Below are 14,859 nucleotides of genomic sequence, written 5' to 3' on the forward strand. Positions count from 1 at the left end.
ATATGCATATTTTATTTATTGGTTATGGTAAAACATCTCAGCGCGTTGCTAAACACTTATTTGAGCAAGGTCACCACATTAGCACAATTAGCCGTAGTCCAAAAATGGATTGTTATGCAAGTCACTATATTCAAGATATACACTATTTAGATTTGACTCAGCTTGATCCAATTGATTTGGTTTATGTCATTCTTGCACCTTCGCAGAGCGGCATAGAAGCATATCAACAAACCTATGTTGATAGCGTTGAACCGATTGCTAATGCTCTCAAAAATCATCCTGTTCGACGTATCATCATCGTTTCTTCGACACGAGTTTATGGTGAAAATGCAGGGGAGCGAATCGATGATGAATCAATGATTCAACCCATTGAGGAGCAGGGGCATCTGCTTCGGAAGATGGAGTTGTTGTGGCAATCACATTATCCGCATCAGAGTATTATTGTCCGACCAGCAGGAATTTATGGGACCTCAATTGCTCGTTTAAAAAAGCTTGCTGAACAAACACTGACTTATCCAGCCATACATTTTAGTAATCGAATTCATATCGATGATTTAGCCGATTTTTTAGCCTTATTAGCTGTTATAGATATTGTTGAATCAAGTTATATCATCAGTAATAACAATCCTTTACCCATGCATGAAATATTAAGTTGGTTTCAACAATATTTAAAGTTGCCTCAGTTGCAACTTTTGTCTGAGCAAGTGACTGGGAAGCGAATTTATGCAACTCGATTGCCACAAACGGGATTTAAATTTGAACATCAGATTTGCTTTAATGACTATCAGACGCTGTTGTCGGTACATGGTAATGAAAAATAATTAGATTAAACTGCAAGACAATTTGAATAGTTGGTATAGATTTTGATGATAAAATACCAACAGATTCCGTAAAGGAACTGCCTGAGTTGTGCACATGGTTTGTGATGAGGCATTAAGGGGTGGATATGAGAAAAATAATTTTTACGATGATGCTGGGATTGGTGGCAACAACAAGTTGGGCGGGTGCGCAAACATGGTGTGTATTTGATCCATTGGGCACTCAAGGAGACATTAGTCGCCGTTTACAGGATATTCGGCTTTACGCGCTTCAACACAATACTCAGTTGAAATTTGATACTTTTAAAAATGAAAAAGATGCGATTCAGGCATTTGATCAAAATAAATGTTCAGGTTTAGTTGCATCGAACTTTAATACTTATCGTTACAATCATTTTATGGGAAGTACGGGCGGGATTGGTCTGATTTCCAATAATCGTGTTGCGCGTATGTTATTACAGCTACTCACCAATACAAATGTTGAAAAACGTATGTTAGATCAAAATTATGAAGTGCTGGGAATGATTCCAATTGGTACGGCATACATGATCATGAATACGCAGCAGATTAATAAAGTTTCGCAATTAAAGAATAAGACCATTGGTATTCTTGAAAATAATCCACCTCAATTGGCATTGGTGCAAAGTGTGTCGGCAAAACCTGTTTATGTAGATTTTGCGACGGCTGTTGATTCTTTCAAGCAAAAGAAGATCGATATTTTGGCTGCGCCTGCGTATGGTGTATTACCTTATAACTTGAAAAAGGAATTTGGCGAATCGACCCAAGTTGTCAATTTTCCAGTCGCGTATTTCGCAATTAATATTGTGATCCGACCTCAAGCTTATCCCACTGGTTTTGGTCACCAAATCCGAAGTTGGTTTGTAAAAAATAGTAATGTTTTGGCCGCTCAGGCGATGCAATGGGAAAATCATTTACCAGCATATTATTGGGCTGATATTTCGGGTTATGAAAAGCAGGGCTATGAGGCGCTGGTTGCTAAGATTCGTAATCGTTATGTGGATTCAGGCTATTATGATGCGTATTTCGTGGAATTAATCAAACGACTAAGATGTCTAGATGATCCGAAATATTTAGAATGCCGCAAATAAATTGGGTTAGCCAAATTTTTGACTAACCCATCAAAAGTGAATACTGAACAATTAAGCTTTCTTGCGTTTTAAACGACGTTTTGCCTGTTGAGAAGCCATTGCTTCTAAAGCGGTTGCAAGTTCTTCATCTGTAAATGTTGTGATGTGCTGCAACATCTGCAAGGTCGTTTCATCAAGTACTAACTGCGCACCTGCTGCCATTTCACTGAAATTATCATCATATTCAATGAAACCATGTTCATTATTACGAATATAATTTTGTTGTGTTAGAACCTTAATAAAGCTCTGGAATAAAGACTTATCAAAGAACTCAGGTGAGTTAAATTCATATAGTACAGATAAGCGCTGACCTAATAAGTGACTTAACTCTTCGACTTGTTTGGTTGAAATGTTGCCAGAACCACGTTGGGTAATCAGTGCAAGCGTCATGTAATAACGCTCTAAGCTTTGTTTAACTGGCATGCCTAAAGTCAAAAGTTTTTGATGCTCTTCACTGTTTGGTGTTGGGCTAAATAAGTTACCATCATGATCTTGGAAAATTAGACCAATTTGAACGAGTGCGTTGATATAGTTATCAATGTGCTGTTGCAATTCAGAAGCTTTCCACTTCATGAATAATTCAGCTTTTAAGAATGGATACAATGTACGAATCACATTGCTTAAATCTGTTTTATTAATCTTACCGTTATGTTCAACCAATGATGCAACCAGTGATGGTAAGACAAAAGCATGTAAGATGTTGTTACGGAAATAGGTTAATAAAACGGCTTGGTTGTCTTCTATGGCAATAATATCACCTAGAACATGCTGCACACGTTTGATCAGTTTGAGCTTTAGACCATAAGCAATGATCTCTTTACCTGATAAAGAAGTGACTTGCGTGCGTTCATCATACGGTTGTTGAGTCGCTAAATCACGATAAATATCAAGCTGTTTCGCACAGATCTCTTCATCTAATGTATGCTTTGGTGTTGCTAATAAGATCAAAGATAATAAGGAAACAGGGTTGATGACCACTGCACGATTAATATTTTCTAAAATAACATTAGCTGAGCTTGAAACAACATTCGATACTTCGGCTGGAATTGGCGCATCATTTTTTTCGATCTGAATTTTATCTGCATTATGCTGCTTTAAAATATCATCGAGGAAAACAGGTTCACCAAAGTTAACGTGTACCTTGCCAAAAATTCTTTCAATTTTACGTAAAGTTTTGACGATACCGAAAATTGATTCTGCTTCTTTTGGCTTACCTTGCATTTCACCTACATAAGTTGAGCCTTCCATCAAGCGCTCATAACCAATATACGTCGGTAAGAATACGATTGGCTTAGCACGACCGCGTAAATGACCATGTACGGTCATTGCAAGCATACCTGTCTTCGGTGGTAGCAAGCGACCAGTACGTGAACGACCACCTTCAATGAAGTACTCGATAGGCGTATTGCGCGATAGAATGCTGTATAAATATTCTTTGAATACAGAAGTATACAGTGCATTTCCGCGGAATGAGCGGCGTATGAAAAATGCACCGCCTCCACGCAATAACTGACCTACAAAAGGTAAGTTCAGGTTATCACCCGCAGCAATATATGGAATCATCAAGCCACGTTTATAAATCACATAGGACAATAATAAATAGTCGATATGGCTACGGTGGCATGGTGTGTAAATAATTTCATAGTCTTTCGCAAGTTCGCGAACTGTACTGAAATTATGAACTTCAACGCCGTCATACAGTTGTGTCCATAATCGCGTTAAAGCCATATCTGCGAAGCGTACTGCTGACGCTGAATAATCAGAAACGATTTCATTGACATAGCCAATTGCGCGGCGTTCTGCCTCAAGCATGCTGATTTTATGCTGAATGCTTTCACGACGGATGGCATCTTGTACATCACGTGCTTTTACTACTGACTGCATCACATTACGGCGATCAGATAAGTCAGGACCCAGTACGACTTCACGTTGCTGATCTAGATAAGTATCTAAAGAGCTTGAAATATAAGTTGCAGGGGAAATATTTGGATGATGTTTCTTGGCATAATCTACCAATTCACGTAGAGATTGAGGCTCATGGAATTCTAAATATGAATCACGCCCATGTAAGCCAATATTCATGAGTTGTTTAACTGTACCTGGTGTTGCCCAAGTATCAGAAAATAATAATTTAAACCATGAATCTTCTTTATCAGGTGAGCGTCCCCAAAGTACTGTAACGGGAACTAATTGAACATCTACTTCTTGATTTTGTTCTAATGCTTCGATCAACTGTAGAAGGCGTGGGGGATATGTTTGAGTATTAAAAAAGTTATTTTCATTTTGATGTAAAAATAGAACCGAGTTTTTTTCGTGATAAGTTCCAAAACTCATGGCATCCAAAGCTGGCTTTAGATGAAGGCGACGCGTTTCACCATCAACTACCAAAGCATTACTACGTGAATAATTTTGTAGTACATAGCAAATCACTTTATTTGAATCTGGTGTGCTTTGCTCAGTTGTTGTTGATTCTGTAGGAACTTCACCAAGAACATGTGGAGTGACCACAAGGTCAAGTAACTTACTCGAAAGTTGGCGATACATTTGACCAAATCCAGTCTTGGACATTACAAACTCCTAAATGATAACCTTGAGCATGAGGCGTTGTTATAGTGCCGTAAACCACAGCGTACGGCATAGCTCGATGAACACAAACGTCAACACGACATTCTGCGATATTCTGCCATGAAACGATATGTTATTTTCTGACAAAATATAGCGTATTTGGTAGATTTTATCGTTAAAAATCGTATTTTTAGCGGTTATAAATAAAGATTAATGTGACGGATGAATCATTTTATCCTGAGCATATTTATTGGAATTTGTGGCACAATCGAAATGATCAATCCTGAATGGATTAGTTGATCTCTCCTCATTGATGTTGGAAGGCTATTACATGAATGCGTTAACTCAAGAACTGGTTGAACTTTTGACTTTGGAAAAGTTGGAAGAACATATTTTCCGAGGCAACAGTCGCAATTTGGTTGGGAAACGAGTATTCGGTGGGCAAGTTCTTGGACAAGCATTAAGAGCGGCGTCATATACTACAAACCGTCCAGCACATTCGTTGCATGCTTATTTTTTATATGGTGGTGATGTCGATGCACCGATCATTTATGAAGTTGATCCATTGCGAGATGGTAAAAGTTTTGCAAGTCGACAAGTGCGTGCGATCCAACATGGACGTACAATTTTCTCGGCGATGGTATCTTTTGCTAATCCAGAAGAAGGCTTAAATTATCAACATAAAGAACCAGAGTATCCGAGTCCTGAAGAGCTGAAGTCTGAGAAAGAATTAAAAGAAAGTATGCTCAACTTCGTTCCAGAAAATGCACGTACGAGTTTTATGCGCGAACGTCATGTGGAAATTAGACCAACTCGACCAGTTAATCCTTTTCAGCCGCAGCCTGAAGCACCATATTATGCGCACTACATTCGTACCCATGATCGTATTGCAGAAAATGTTGATGACGTTTCATTACATCAAGCCATCGTTGCGTTTTATTCAGACTTTACTTTGATGACTACTGCACTGCGTCCACACGGGTTATCTTGGATTTCGCCAAATTTACAATGTGCAAGCATTGATCACACCATTTACTTCCATCGCCCGTTACGTGCTGATGATTGGATGCTTTACGATATGGAAGCAACAATTAGTGCTAGTTCACGTGGTCTGAATTTTGGACGCATGTGGCAGAATGGTCAGCTGGTATGTAGCACTGTGCAAGAAGGTCTAATTCGATTGAGAGAAATTGAAACTCAGTAAATTAGATCTGAAAAACTCAAATTAAAGCCATCGTTTAGATGGCTTTTTTTGTCATAAGGTTGTGACAAAAAATTGCTCGATTCTTCAATATGAGCGTGCCATAGTACCCACAAGCTAAAATATTTTATTAATCAGAATGAATTTAAATACACAAATTCTAATCGCAGCCGTACTGGGTGTTATATATGGGTTCTTCTTAACTTTGTATCCGCAGACTAGTTTTGTTGAACATAGTTTGTATGGGCTAGGGATTTTAAGCAGTATTTTTATTGGTTTACTAAAAATGTTGCTCATCCCACTTATTTTTAGTTCGATCGTTGTGGGTGTTTCAAATTTACAGGCTGGTGGACAATTTGGAAGAGTTTGGAAAATTACAGCATTAAGCTGTCTCACGACGACAACCTTAGCTTTGATTTTAGGGATTAGTTGTGCACATCTATTTGAAGTAGGCAAAGGCGTAGATATTCAAATCTTCCAAGAAGCCATGCAAAACCATCAGACGCCAGATACGCTGACGCCTTCAAGTTTTCTGACCAGTTTTATCCAAAATACCTTGATCAATCCTTTTAAAGCATTTAGTGAGGGTAATGTACTTGCAGTTGTGGTCTTTGCGTTATTCCTTGGAGTCGCATTAGTCAAAGGGGGTGAAAGCTTTAGCTTGGTTCGCAATACTTGCCAACAATTCTTTGTCATGATGATGATGCTTGTGGGCTGGGTGATGAAGCTAGCGCCAATCGGTATCTTTGCATTGCTTGCTAAATTGATCGCGACCGAAGATCTTTCCGTGTTAAGTCGTTTAGTAGAATTCGCAGTTGTTGTCACAGGAACAACGATTTTTCACGGTGCTGTTGTTTTGCCGGCATTACTTTGGATTTTTGGAAAAATGAATCCAATCACTTTCTTTAAAGGTGCACGCACAGCTTTGGTCACTGCATTTGCGACCAGTTCAAGTTCCGCGACGATGCCACTCAGTATGAAATGTGCACAAGAAAATTTAGGTGTGCGACCACAGACGGCAGGATTTGTGATTCCTTTAGGAACACAATTAAATATGGATGGTACTGCACTTTATGAGGCAGCCGCCGCTTTATTTATTGCAAATTTGATGGGCTTGGACTTGAGTTTAACACAGCAAATTATTGTATGTTTAACTGCCATGATTGCTTCATTGGGAGCACCAGGTATTCCTAGCGCAGGTATGGTGACCATGATTATGGTTTTACAATCAGTTGGTTTGCCTGCGGAAGCGATTGCGATTTTATTACCGATTGATCGAGTATTAGATACTGTACGAACAGTAGTGAATGTACAGGGTGATATGATGATCAGTGTTGTTGTTGATCGTTATGCTAAGCAAGCAGAAGTTGAATCAAGTTGATGCGATTTAAGAAATAAAAAAGCAGGAGAAGACTCCTGCTTTTTTATTGAAATGCTTATGCAGCTTGTTGTAAAGCGCGTTTTGCTGCCGGTGAATTATTTAAATAATTCACAGCATCTTGAGTATTACCTTCTTTCACAGGATCATACCAAGGCATGAGATAGTCGATTTGTTGAGCGACTAACCAAATTGGATTTGGTAAAACCTGATTATCTTGACGACCAATTTTGTACCATTCCATCCAAACCCATGGTCTAAATAAGCTCGGTTTTTTGTCAGCAAAACGAGGATCTTGACCCATGATATGTGCCGCGCCATCAACCCATAAACCAAGTACACCCACGATTACAGCTACGCTCATGTAATAACGTGCAATATAACCACCACCTAAATGACGATATAGATCAAAGGCAACGGTACGATGTTCGATTTCTTCAGAACCATGCCATTTAATCAGATCAATCATTTCAGGATCGGCACCGAGCTCTTCCCAACGTTTGTTGTACAGTGCGTATTTACCCAATACACAAGTCATGTGTTCAACTGTTGCAATGACGCCTAGACGGAACAAATCCCATTGATGGTCAAGTATTTTAGGAACTTCTTTACCAAAAGGCTTATCAGCTAAAGCTTTGTTAAATAAGAAATCCATAATATCGAGATTACGCTGAATATCAATATTACGTTGGCTAAGATATTCTTTGTTCGCAGACGTATGTGCAACCGCATGCATCGCTTCTTGGCGAATAAATGCTTGAACGTCTTGTTTTAATTTTTCATCAGTAATTTCTGGAAGAACTTTGTTGTATAAGCGGCAGAACCAAAACTCACCAGCAGGCAAAATATTGTTAATTTCATTAATAAAATAACTGGCATAAGGCTGGTTTGGAATCCAATCCACTGGTGTTTTTTCCCAGTCAAACTTCACTTTGCGTGGGAGAATTTTATAGTCAATCGAAGAACCAAGAACTTTGTTCTTCATAAATGATAGTAATTTCATCGTTTAGTCCTAATCGATAGTGCAATGAACCAACACTAAGCAGTATATGAAAACTACCTAGTGTTTGTGTTTAGCAATTCGGGACAATTAGAAATTATTTAATGCATCAAGTTGCATAAAATGCATTATTTATTCTTCAACATCTATTTCTGAAGCTTCTGGGATCTGATCAAGGTCAAATTCTGCTGGTTGATCAAGTGTGAAATTTAAACGGCCACCCATGACGCTTGCCAATTCTTCTAAACCAATTCGATTGAGTGAAGAGAATAATTGAATCGAGAAATCAAGTTTCATTTTCTTCAACTGCTGCTTAATTTCTAATAGTACTTTATTGGCAGGGCCACGGTTTAATTTATCTGCTTTGGTGAGCAGGATGTGTACAAACAAATGACGTGAATGTGCCCATTCCAGCATCATTAAGTCAAAGTGTTGTAATGGATGGCGGATGTCCATCAAAAGTACCAAGCCTTGTAAGCTTTTACGATGGATTAGATAGTTCTCAAGTTCTTTCTGCCATACGATTTTCATGGCTTCAGGGACGGCTGCATAACCATAACCTGGTAAATCAACCAAACGTTGATCTGGATTACCTAAGCTAAAAAAGTTGATCATTTGCGTGCGCCCAGGTCTTTTTGAAGCGCGTGCGAGTTGCTTTTGATTAGTTAAGGCATTAATTGCACTCGATTTTCCTGCATTAGAACGACCTGCAAATGCGATTTCATAACCTGTATCTTCTACGCACAAATCCAGTTTAGGCGCACTCATCAAAAATTCAGCTTGGCGTAACCAAGTCAAAGACTGCACTGCATACGCGGTTACAGCAGGATCAGTCTTTTTTTCATAACTGATTTTTTGTTTAGGTGCGAGTTTGGCTTTGGTGTCTTTCGATTTTTCACTACGACGCATAGAAGCTTACTTTTTGAATTGAAATAGCAACGACTATTATAAAGGATGTGAGAGATTCGTGCGAATCTTGATGTTTAGGCTTTTTGAACGAGTTGTAAAAAATCAATATTTGAATTTGTAGAAGAGGGAAGAATGCCATATTGCACCACTTCTCCAAGTGTATATTGATCTAGGCTTTGATAAAAACATTCTAAAGCTTGATCCAAAATACTTTTAAGTCCGCAATGAGAGCGTAAAACACAAGGTGGCGTATTACATTCTACGATTTGATGATTGCCTTGTAAGATACGAACAATCTCACCTAATTTTAGACTTTTAGCCTCTGGATTTAAACGAAGTCCACCGCCTTTGCCGCGAATCGTTACGATCCAATGCTGTTTTCCCATGAAGTGAACGATTTTCACTAAATGGTTTTGGGATACATGCAAGTCCCGTGCAATATCTGCAATCGTATACGGTACATCACTCGGACGAGCGACATACATTAAGATTCTGAGTGCATAATCAGTAAACTTATTGAGTTGCATGGCTTTTCACTCAATCTATTGCTTTAAACAGAAAGGGCTAGTCTAACATAGACTAGCCCTATGCAAAACGCAGCACCGATTAGCTGAGTTTTACGCCACCCGTACCGAATGCTTCGCTATGGATATTTTCAGCAGGGATGCCACGAGCAACTAAAGCTTTATGTTGCTCTGCCATAAATGGCATTGGACCACACAAATAATAGTCTGCATTGGCTGGTAATAATCCAGCATCCATTGACACTAAATCTAAGCGACCCGCTGCATCATAATCTTCGCCTAACACGTCACCTTGATGAGGAAACTCATAAGCAGTGAATGTGCTCAGACGTGGATACTTTGCTTTTAGTTCATGGATATGCTTTTTCATGGCATGTACTTGGCTGCTGCGGCAAGCATGAATAAAGCTCACAGGTTGCGGCATATCTAAAGTCACCAATTGATTGAGCATTGCAATCATTGGCGTTAAACCTACACCACCACTAATAAATACATTACGTTTGCTGCTATTAATTAAATAGAAGTTACCTGTTGGTGCAGAAACTTCAATTTCTGAACCCTCAGCTAAGCTATGTAACGTACTGGATACCCAACCACCTGCTAACTCACCTTTTTCATCTTCACGTTTGACTGAAATACGTAAGTAATCTGCTTGAGGGCTCGTTGAAAGCGTATATTGACGTGGCTGTCTTAAATTGAGTTCAGGTACAAACACGCGAACTGAAATATATTGACCTGCTTCATATTTTGGTAACTCACCGCCATCTACAGGTGCTAGATAGAATGAAGTGATTTCATCACTCTCAACGACTTTCTTGGCAATTTTGAAATTACGCCAACCTAACCAACTGCCTTTGGTTTGTTGATGTTGATCATAGATCGCTTTTTCAGTGCTAATAAATAAGTCAGCTAATTGACCATACGCAGCAGCCCATGCACCAATCAATGGATCTTCCATCGAGATATTCAGTACTTCACTGATAGAGTGCAGTAGGTTCTCACCCACAATACTGTAATCAGGTGATTGAATATTCAAACTAACATGTTTGTGCGCAATCAATTCGACCACAGGTAAAAGTACAGAAGGGTCTTCGATATTTTCTGCATACGCCAAAACTGCGCCAGCAAGTGCTTGTGCTTGTGCGCCGCTACGTTGATGCCCCATGTTAAAGGTTTCTTTTAATTCTGGGTTGTTGCCTAACATACGATTGTAAAAGTAACCAGTGAGTGCCACACCATTTTCACGGAGTACAGGTACAGTGGCTTTTACAAGGTCAATTTGCTGCGGAGTCATGGGTGATCTCTCTTGGCTATCATTTATAAGATATATTTAAAATATACCTTATAAAATTTATTTGCAAGATCTGTTTTGATTAAAGCCATAAAAAAAATAGGGGATAAATGATTATCCCCTGATTTTTAAAATAATAAAGATTTTTATTTGCCAAATAATGAACCAAGTAAACCGCGAACGATCTTTTGACCTGTAGAGCCGCCTAAGCTACGAGCCGCACTTTTTGCAAAAGTTCCCACAATATCTTGGGTGAGTTTTTCGCGATCTCGTTGTGCTTTCTCTGCGGCTTTTTGTTGCTCTTTCGCAAAGCGTTCTTGCTCTTTCGCTTGTTGTTTGGCTAAAGCATCTTGTTCTTTACTTTGCTGCTTTTCTAATTCATCTGCCTGTTTTTGTTGAGACTGTTGTAGCACTTTCTTTTGCAGCATTTCATAGGCACTGTCCCGATCTACTGCTTGATCATAGACCCCTGCGACAATACTTTGCCCAATAATGACTTGGCGTTCTTCTGGAGTAATTGGCGTAAATGAAGAGTAAGGGGGCATGACCCAGCCCCGTTCCACGATTTGTGGTGTTCCTTGTTCATCAAGGCAGCTAATCAATGCTTCACCGACTGCGAGTTCGGTAATCGCTTGATCAACTTTAAACTCAGGATTGGCGCGGAAAGTATCCGCCGCAGTTTTGACTGCTTTTTGATCTTTGGGGGTGAAGGCGCGTAAGGCATGTTGTACGCGATTCCCCAATTGTCCTAAAACGCTTTCTGGCAGATCAAGTGGGTTCTGGGTAATAAAATAAATCCCCACGCCTTTCGAGCGAATGAGACGTACTACTTGCTCAATCTTTTGTTGTAAGGCTGGACTGGCATTATCAAACAATAGATGCGCTTCATCGAAAAAGAATACCAACTTTGGTTTGTCCATATCACCCACTTCAGGCAACTGTTCAAACAGTTCTGACATCATCCATAGTAAGAATGTGGCATAAAGCTTTGGCGTATTCATCAACTTGTCGGCAGCTAAGATATTAATGTAACCCTGACCTTGCGTATCGGTCTGAATAAAATCGAGGATATTCAGGCTAGGCTCACCAAAAAATTGCTCTCCACCTTGATCACCTAAAGCCAATAAATTACGTTGAATCGCCCCAAGACTAGCTGGAGAAAGGTTGCCATATTCGGCTTTTAATTCGGCTGCATTTTCGCTGACATAGGTCAGCATTGCTTTAAGGTCTTTGAAATCAATTAATAAAAGCCCTTGATCATCTGCAACGCGGAAAACGGCCGAAAGAACGCCTTCTTGTGTGTCATTCAGATTGAGCATTTGTGCCAAAAGTAACGGACCAATTTCTGAAATTGTGGTACGAATAGGATGACCTTGTTGCCCAAATAAATCCCAAAAAATAACAGGCGAAGCAGCAAATGGAATGGGGGTAAGTTGTAAGTTTTTTAAACGTTCGTCAAACTTAGGACTAGTGCTACCTGCTTTAGCCAGACTAGAGACATCACCTTTAGCATCTGCCAAAAAGACAGGTACGCCCAACCGTGAGAAACTTTCGGCTAGTACCTTGAGAGTCACTGTTTTACCTGTGCCTGTCGCACCTGCAATTAAACCGTGGCGGTTTGCAAATTGAGAATGTAAAACAATATCTTGTGTTGTATCTGTGGTTTTTTTTGCAATAACAATGGGTGTATTCATTCTTCACCTATGCTTTATTTCATTCGAGTTGTTTTAGTGCGTTTTGAATATCTTGGATTAAATCGTTTGGATCTTCTAGTCCTATGCAGAAGCGAACCAATAAACCTTGTTGTAAATGTGTATTTTCTAGTTCTCTCATCTGTTTCAAATCATAAAGCATAACAAGGCTGACAGGGCCGCCCCAACTGAATCCCAACTTAAATAAGTTTAAGCTATCGCAGAATTTTCGAATTGCTGCGAAATCATATTCAGGTTTGAAAATGACACTGACTAAGCCTGCACTTTTTCCTGTTTCACAGACTTGTTGCCAAAATAAATGACCTGCTGAATTGGCATCACTTGGATGTAAAACTTGGCAAAATTGAGCTTTTTGCTTTAGCCAATCAAGCACTGCTATTGCACTGTTAGATTGTTGTTCATAACGAAGTGGCATATGAGCCAAGCTGCGTTGGATTTGTGCAGTATCGTCGCCTGAAACACAGATCCCTTGGGTTGCATGCATACGGTAGAGTTTATGATGTAATTGCGGATCTCGTGTAACTACTGAACCCATTAAAATATCGCCACCGCCACTTGGATATTTAGTTAGCGCATGTATAGTGATGTCGACAGACAGATGCTCATCTGAAAAATCAAATGCATTAAAAGCCAGTCCAGCACCCCATGTATTATCCAGTGCAGTCAGAACATTTGCTTGCTGCGCTTTTTTAACCAGATTTTTGAGGTCGGGAAACTCTAAAGTGACAGAACCTGCCGCCTCTATCCAGATCAATTTAGTTTTTTCAGTCGGTTGAAAGCTATTCGCATCAATTGGGTTGTAGATTTTGACGTGAATGCCGTAGCGGTCTTGCAGATTCTTTAAGTGTTCCAGATTCGGGCCATAAATATTGTCTGCAACCCAAACTTCATCCCCTGAGCTTAAAAAAGTACTATTTACTAAATTGATTGCAGATAAGCCACTGGGTGCAAGTAAACAATAATTTCCACCTTCAATTCGAGCAATATTATCTCCTAATGTGAAAGTCGTTGGTGTACCGTGTGTGCCATAACTATAATCATAAGGGTCAGTCCAGTGGCGATCAAAAAGGTGCGCTGTTGTTTTAAAAATAATCGTTGATGCACGAAATAGGGGAGGTTGAATCGTTTCTATGTATTGGGGAGCTTGGCGTGGTGCATGAATGAGTGTGGTTTGTAAGCTATTTTGTTTAGTCATGGGGCAAAATTAAATCAATAGAATGATTTAGGTTAAGAGAAAATATCGAATCCTGCTAGTCATTTGCATATTTTGTACAGAATCGTTACGAATCAAAGCTTTTAGTCAAAACTGGCTTTATTTTTGCTAAGACTAATTATCATTCTAACTACAATAGGTTTACGCGCATGAAGTCGCATTTAAGAGTGCATTATTTTCAGCACATTGCTGGTGAAGGTTTTGGCAGTTGCTATGACTATTTAAAGGCACATCAAGCAAAAATTACCGCCACAGAGTTCTTTGCTTTACCCGTTGATTTACCTCTTGAATTGGAGGCTCTACCTAATATTGATGAAGTTGATTTACTGATCATTATGGGAGGAACCATGAGTGTGAATGATGAGGCAAATTATCCTTGGTTAAAATTGGAAAAAAGATGGTTAAGACGTTATCTCTCTGCGGGTAAACCTGCGATTGGTTTATGTTTAGGGGGGCAACTGATTGCTAATGCACTTGGTGCATCTGTGAGTCGAAATCAACATCAAGAACTGGGTTGGATGGACGTAGGTCGTGTTTCACACGTACCTGAAAATTACTTTCAAATACCAGAAAAAATTAACATTATGCAGTGGCATAGCGAAACCTTCGAAATACCCCGTGGAGGAGTCCGTTTAGCGCAGAATAATGTTTGTCAAAATCAAATGTATCAAATTGGGCGCAATGTACTGGGATTTCAATTTCATCCTGAAATGACACCACATGCTTTACAATTGTTGATTGAGAATGAAGAAGATAGCGCGGTGTTTAATGGTCAATATGTTCAGCCAATCGCAGAATTAAAAAAAACGATTAAAAGTAAGTTTGAACAAGGCAATCAATTACTAAATCGAGCGATAGAGTATGTGGTGAATGCTTAACCAAGTATAAAACTAAAAAAATAAAAGAAGAATTGCATAAGACTTAAACAATCGTTATAATGGGCGACCCTCAAATAGAGGGCGTTCACTACGAAGAAAGTAGTCAACGCATTACAGTCGTGGCATCGATCATGACCTTAGTGATTTTCACTGCCCTTGACACTTACCAATAAGGTGAGGTGCGTCATGGGTGATTCTTTATATTTTTGGCTTGGAGTTTAC

General features: G+C 39.4%; 12 protein-coding genes. 5 read left to right on the forward strand and 7 right to left on the reverse strand.

Annotation, left to right across the window (positions count from 1 at the left end; translation table 11 throughout):
• Window positions 1-2 precede the first annotated feature (2 nt).
• The gene (locus IEV17_RS09890) at window positions 3-821 is read left to right on the forward strand and encodes an NAD-dependent epimerase/dehydratase family protein (protein WP_004660321.1); all 819 of its coding nucleotides are present in this window, start codon (window positions 3-5) and stop codon (window positions 819-821) included.
• 125 nt (window positions 822-946) lie between these two features.
• Entirely contained in the window at window positions 947-1,927 is a 981-nt protein-coding gene (locus IEV17_RS09895; RefSeq protein ID WP_004660323.1) for a putative solute-binding protein, read from the forward strand.
• A 51-nt stretch (window positions 1,928-1,978) separates the two neighbouring features.
• On the opposite strand, the gene plsB is transcribed toward IEV17_RS09895, so the two are convergent.
• The gene (plsB, locus tag IEV17_RS09900) at window positions 1,979-4,534 is read right to left on the reverse strand and encodes a glycerol-3-phosphate 1-O-acyltransferase PlsB (protein WP_004660325.1); all 2,556 of its coding nucleotides are present in this window, start codon (window positions 4,532-4,534) and stop codon (window positions 1,979-1,981) included.
• Window positions 4,535-4,862: 328 nt separating this feature from the next.
• On the opposite strand from plsB, the gene IEV17_RS09905 reads away from it, so the two are divergent.
• Together IEV17_RS09905 and IEV17_RS09910 are read left to right on the forward strand one after the other, a co-directional pair.
• Window positions 4,863-5,735 (forward strand): acyl-CoA thioesterase, encoded by an 873-nt coding sequence (locus tag IEV17_RS09905; protein WP_004660328.1) that lies wholly within the window; start codon window positions 4,863-4,865, stop codon window positions 5,733-5,735.
• A gap of 136 nt (window positions 5,736-5,871) precedes the next feature.
• The gene (locus IEV17_RS09910; RefSeq protein ID WP_004660330.1) at window positions 5,872-7,113 is read left to right on the forward strand and encodes a dicarboxylate/amino acid:cation symporter; all 1,242 of its coding nucleotides are present in this window, start codon (window positions 5,872-5,874) and stop codon (window positions 7,111-7,113) included.
• A gap of 55 nt (window positions 7,114-7,168) precedes the next feature.
• On the opposite strand, the gene IEV17_RS09915 is transcribed toward IEV17_RS09910, so the two are convergent.
• From IEV17_RS09915 to IEV17_RS09940, 6 genes are all read right to left on the reverse strand, one after another.
• Complete coding sequence (locus IEV17_RS09915) at window positions 7,169-8,113, reverse strand: metal-dependent hydrolase (RefSeq protein WP_004660332.1); 945 nt, start codon at window positions 8,111-8,113, stop codon at window positions 7,169-7,171.
• A 129-nt stretch (window positions 8,114-8,242) separates the two neighbouring features.
• Complete coding sequence (gene yihA, locus IEV17_RS09920) at window positions 8,243-9,019, reverse strand: ribosome biogenesis GTP-binding protein YihA/YsxC (RefSeq protein WP_004660333.1); 777 nt, start codon at window positions 9,017-9,019, stop codon at window positions 8,243-8,245.
• 74 nt (window positions 9,020-9,093) lie between these two features.
• Window positions 9,094-9,546, reverse strand: coding sequence for an RrF2 family transcriptional regulator (locus tag IEV17_RS09925; RefSeq protein WP_004660334.1), 453 nt, complete (start codon window positions 9,544-9,546; stop codon window positions 9,094-9,096).
• Between the two features lie 79 nt (window positions 9,547-9,625).
• Entirely contained in the window at window positions 9,626-10,837 is a 1,212-nt protein-coding gene (hmpA, locus tag IEV17_RS09930; protein ID WP_004660336.1) for an NO-inducible flavohemoprotein, read from the reverse strand.
• 143 nt (window positions 10,838-10,980) lie between these two features.
• Window positions 10,981-12,528, reverse strand: a complete 1,548-nt coding sequence (locus tag IEV17_RS09935) for a helicase HerA-like domain-containing protein (RefSeq protein ID WP_004660338.1) — start codon at window positions 12,526-12,528, stop codon at window positions 10,981-10,983.
• Window positions 12,529-12,547: 19 nt separating this feature from the next.
• The gene (locus IEV17_RS09940; RefSeq protein WP_004660340.1) at window positions 12,548-13,741 is read right to left on the reverse strand and encodes a PLP-dependent transferase; all 1,194 of its coding nucleotides are present in this window, start codon (window positions 13,739-13,741) and stop codon (window positions 12,548-12,550) included.
• A 167-nt stretch (window positions 13,742-13,908) separates the two neighbouring features.
• On the opposite strand from IEV17_RS09940, the gene IEV17_RS09945 reads away from it, so the two are divergent.
• Entirely contained in the window at window positions 13,909-14,637 is a 729-nt protein-coding gene (locus IEV17_RS09945; protein WP_004660342.1) for a type 1 glutamine amidotransferase, read from the forward strand.
• The last annotated feature ends 222 nt before the right edge of the window (window positions 14,638-14,859 follow it).

It is taken from the genome of Acinetobacter modestus (assembly GCF_014636095.1).
GTDB classification, from domain to species: Bacteria; Pseudomonadota; Gammaproteobacteria; order Pseudomonadales; family Moraxellaceae; genus Acinetobacter; species Acinetobacter modestus.